5 protein-coding genes are annotated in these 4353 nt (G+C 74.2%); 3 read left to right on the forward strand and 2 right to left on the reverse strand.

From position 1 onward, the window contains the following. On the forward strand, positions 1-506 hold a 506-nt coding region (locus L2I40_RS19585; RefSeq protein WP_237216864.1), incomplete at its 5' end, for an ATP-binding protein. 88 nt (positions 507-594) lie between these two features. Here L2I40_RS19585 and L2I40_RS19590 read toward each other — a convergent pair. Together L2I40_RS19590 and L2I40_RS19595 are read right to left on the reverse strand one after the other, a co-directional pair. Next, the gene (locus L2I40_RS19590) at positions 595-948 is read right to left on the reverse strand and encodes a DUF1428 domain-containing protein (RefSeq protein ID WP_237216865.1); all 354 of its coding nucleotides are present in this window, start codon (positions 946-948) and stop codon (positions 595-597) included. Positions 949-1010: 62 nt separating this feature from the next. Further along, on the reverse strand, positions 1011-2933 hold the full coding sequence (locus tag L2I40_RS19595; protein WP_237216866.1) for a polysaccharide biosynthesis protein: 1923 nt from the start codon (positions 2931-2933) through the stop codon (positions 1011-1013). A gap of 85 nt (positions 2934-3018) precedes the next feature. Here L2I40_RS19595 and L2I40_RS19600 point away from each other — a divergent pair, with 85 nt between their 5' ends. Both L2I40_RS19600 and L2I40_RS19605 read left to right on the forward strand, forming a co-directional pair. Continuing rightward, positions 3019-3672: a glutathione S-transferase family protein gene (locus tag L2I40_RS19600; protein ID WP_237216867.1), complete on the forward strand. Its 654-nt coding sequence runs from the start codon at positions 3019-3021 to the stop codon at positions 3670-3672. Further along, positions 3669-4353 (forward strand): VOC family protein (locus tag L2I40_RS19605; protein ID WP_237216868.1); only part of this gene is annotated, 685 nt, incomplete at its 3' end. The genes L2I40_RS19600 and L2I40_RS19605, both read left to right, overlap by 4 nt.

Consider the following 4353-nt stretch of genomic DNA (forward strand, 5'->3'; position numbering starts at 1 on the left):
AGGCGGCCGGCCGCGTGGCGGCGGTGGCGGAGGCGCACGCCGCGCTGCAGCGCAGCCCCGACCTGCGGCGCGCCGATGCCGGCGCGATGATCGCCGACCTCTGCGACTTCGTCGGCCGGCTCGACCCCGCCGTGCGGGTGAGCTGCACGCGCCAGGGCGAGGCCACGCTGGACGTGGACCGTGCCATACCGCTCGGGCTGGTGGTGACCGAGCTGCTGACCAACGCCGTGCGCCACGCCTATCCGGAAGGGCGCGGCGGCGCGGTGCGCGTGCATGTCGTGGCGTCCGGCGCCGGCGTGGAGGTGACGGTGGAGGACGACGGCATCGGCGTGGCGGGAGAGGCCGACAAGGGCAGCCTCGGCCGCGAGCTTGTGCGCAGCCTGTCGGCGCGGATCGGCGCGGAGATCGAGAGCCGAAGCGAGCCGGGCCGCGGCACGCGGGTCTGCCTGCGCCTGCCCGCGATGCCCGCCAACGATGCCGCCGCACCCGTGGCCGTGACGGCGTAGAGCAGTATCCGATCCGACTGATTCGATCGGATCGGATCCCTCGCTCCCGGAATCTCGGCTGCAGCCTGCCGGCGGCCGCGCCGCGGCCTCAGGCGTCGAGCAGCATCTCGAAGCCGCCATGGATCATGCGCCTGCCGTCGAAGGGCATCGGGTTCGCCTCCGGGCTCAGGCGCGGATCGGCCATCACCTTGCGATGTCCCGCGTCGCGCACCGCCCTGGACGGCCAAACGATCCAGGAGAACACCACCACCTCTCCCGGCTCGCGCTTCACCGCCATGGGGAAGGAGGTGAGCTTGCCGTCCGGCACGTCGTCGCCCCAGCACTCCACCACCTGCGTCGCGCCATGCTCGCGGAACACCTCGGCGGCGAGGGCGGCGTGGCGGCGATAGGTCTCGCGGTTGTCCGCCGGCACGGCGGCGACGAAGCCGTCCACGTAAGGCATCGCTGGTCCCTCCATCCGGCGGCGGAGCATGCGTGCGCCGACCGCGGCGAGACAAGCGCGCGTCAGGCCGCGCCGTTGCCGGGTGGGGCGAATTCCGGGACGAGGCGGGCGAGCTCGGCCAGCGCGCCGGCGCGGTCGCCGGCGACGCAGAGGGTGGCGACGCGGTCGATGGCGGCGGCCATCTCGGCGGCGTCGGTGGTGCGCGGCACGGCGACCAGCAGGCCCGGGAAGTTGGTCGGGTGCGGCGGTTCCTGGCCGTGGAACAGCTCCTCGTAGAGCTTCTCGCCGGGGCGCAGGCCGGTGAAGCGGATCTCAATGTCCTCGTCGGGCTTGAGGCCGGCGAGGCGGACCATGCGGCGCGCGAGGTCCACGATCTTCACCGCCTCGCCCATGTCGAGGACGAAGATCCCGCCTTCCCGCAGCTCGGGCGGCTGGTCCTCCCGGTCGGTGGCGCCGACGACGGAGGCCTGCAGGACGAGGCCGACGGCCTCGCGCACCGTCATGAAATAGCGGCGCATGTCGGGATGCGTGACGGTCAGCGGCCCGCCGCGCTCCAGCTGCCGGCGGAACAGCGGCACGACGGAACCGGTGGAGCCGAGCACGTTGCCGAAGCGCACGGTGACGAGGCGCATGCCGCCATCCCGTCGTGCTTCGCGGTCCCGCGCCTGGCAGTACATCTCCGCGAGGCGCTTCGACGCGCCCATCACGCTGGTCGGGTTCACCGCCTTGTCGGTGGAGATGAAGACCATCAGCGAGCAGCCCGCCGCGCGGGCCGCATCCGCCACCACGCGCGTGCCGAGCGTGTTGGTGAGCAGCCCTTCCAGCGGGTCGTTCTCCACCATCGGCACGTGCTTCAGCGCAGCGGCGTGGAAGACGAGCTCGGGGCGGATCTCCGCGAGCAGGCGGCGCATGCGGTCCTCGTCGCGCACATCGGCGAGGACCGCGCGGCGCGGCACGTCGGGGTGGCGCTCCCGCAGTTCCAGGTCGATCTCGTAGAGCACGTATTCGCCGTGATCGAGCAGCGTCAGGCTCGACGGCGCGAAGCCGGCGACCTGTCGCGCGAGCTCGCCGCCGATGGTGCCGCCCGCGCCGGTGACCAGCACGCGGCGGCCCTGGATCAGCCGCGCCATGCCTTCGCGGTCGAGCGGGACCTGCGGGCGGTCCAGCAGCTCCTCGATCTCGATCGGGCGCAGCGGCAGGCGGTCGGCCTCGCGCTCGCCGGGGCGGCGCTGGGCGGGGCTGAGGGCGCCGAAGCTCGGCAGGCGCTTCACCGGCACGCCGTGGCGGTCGCAGGCATCGAGCAGCGATTGCAGCGCAGGGCCCGACAGGCGCGTTGTGGCGAGGACGACCATGGCCGGCAGCCGCGCCTCGTCGCGCAGCCGGTCGAGGACCGCGGGCGCGTCCTCCACCGTGCCGAGCACCTCGACGCCCTGGATGCGGCGGCCGGTCTGGCGTTCGCGGAGGGAGAGGATGCCGGTGACGCGGTAGGCGGCCGCGCGCTCCTGCTCCAGCGCGCGGAGGTAGAGGTCGGTGCCGTCCTCGGCGCCGACCAGCAGGACGGATTGGGCCTGCGCGCCGGGGACCAGGCCGCGGCCGCTATGGGTCAGGCGGGCGGCGGCGCGCGGGGCGGCGAGCAGGGCCGCGAGCGTCACGGCGTGGATCAGCGGGATGGCGACGTTGGGCGGCCGCCAGGCGTCGGCCAGGTTGATGACGACCCAGAAGATCACCGCCGCCGCGACGGCGGCGCCGGTGGTCGCGAGCAGGTCCGCCATGGAGACGAAGCGCCAGTATTGCCGCGGCAGGCCGAGCTTCCAGCCGGCGCCGAGCAGCGTGGCGGCGGCCAGCGGCAGGGCGAGCCCCCACCAGGCGCCGGGCGGCCAGGCGCCGGGCGCGGCAAGCCAGATCGCGACGGGCACGGCGAGCGCCGCGACCGCCGCATCGAGGCCCATATTGGTCAGGATCCTGTCCCGGGCGGTCGCAGCCATCGGGTGGGGGCATAGACCGGGCGGGGCGTGGCCGGAAGGGCGGGCCCGTGGCATACACCGCCGCCGCAGGACCGGGGTTGGGGCGATGGCCGACGGCAGGCTGGTGATCGGGACGAAGCGCTACTCCTCCTGGAGCCTGCGCGGCTGGCTCTGCGTCCACATGGCGGGGCTCGACGTGGAGGAGGTCGTGGTGCCGCTCGCCGGCGGCAGCACGGAGGCGATCAAGGCGATCTCGCCCAACGGCATGGTGCCCTATCTGGAACACCTGGGCGCACGGATCTGGGAGAGCGTCGCCATCGCCGAGTACTGCGCCGAGGTCGCGCCGACGCTCTGGCCCGCGGACCGCGTCGCGCGCGCCCATGCGCGGGCGATCGCGGCGGAGATGCATGCGGGCTTCCGCAACCTGCGCATGAACATGCCGATGAACCTGGGCCGGACCTTCCCCGGCAAGGGACGCACGCCCGAATGCCTGGCCGACATCGCGCGGATCGAGGCGATCTGGGCCGAGGCGCTGGCGGCGCATACCGGGCCTTTCCTGTTCGGGCGCGCCTTCACGCTCGCGGATGCGATGTATGCGCCGGTGGTGACGCGCTTCCTGACCTGGCAGCCGGAGCTGACCGAGGTGTCGCGGGCCTATTGCACGGCGGTGCGCAACCATCCGCTGGTGGCGCGCTGGTATGACGAGGCGGCGGCCGAGCCGACGGCGTGGCTGCTGGAGAAGTACGAGAACCCGGCGTGACGGGGACGGCGCTCGCCCTCGACCATATCGGGCTTTGCGCGCGGGATCCGGCGCCGCTCTGGGCGGCGTGGGAGGGGCTCGGCTTCGCGCTGTCGCCGGTCGCGCAGCAATCGGGGCGGCGGACGCCGGACGGGCCCGTCGAGCCCTTCGGCAGCGGCAACCGCTGCGCCTTCCTCCGCCACGGCTATGTGGAGCTGCTCGGCATCCTGGACGACACGCTCTTCGCCAACGGCGTGGACCGCTTCGTCGCGCGCTACGAAGGCGCGCATATCCTGGCGCTGGCGATGGACGACGCGGAGGCGAACCTCGCGCGGCTCCGGCGCGGCGGGCTGCAGATCCCGGGCGTCGCCTGGCTGCAGCGGCCGGTGGAGCCGGGTGGGCCCACGGCGCGCTTCGCCCGCCTGCCCTTTCCCGACGCGCCGGAAGGCCGGGTGCAGCTGGTGCAGCACCTGACGCCGGAGCTGGTGTGGGATGCGCGCTGGATGGGGCATCGCAACGGCGCCGAGGCGCTGGAGAGCGTGATCGTCGCCAGCGCGAACCCGGCGGAGACGACGGCGCGGCTCGCGCGGCTCGGCGGGATGCCGGCCGAGCCCGACGCGCTGGCTGGCTTCCGGCTGCGCCTGCCGGGCGGGGCGCGGGCCGCGGGGCCGGATAGCCCGGCGATGGAGACGCGCATCCGCG

This window comes from Falsiroseomonas oryziterrae (assembly GCF_021864505.1).
In the GTDB taxonomy this organism is placed as follows: Bacteria; Pseudomonadota; Alphaproteobacteria; order Acetobacterales; family Acetobacteraceae; genus Falsiroseomonas; species Falsiroseomonas oryziterrae.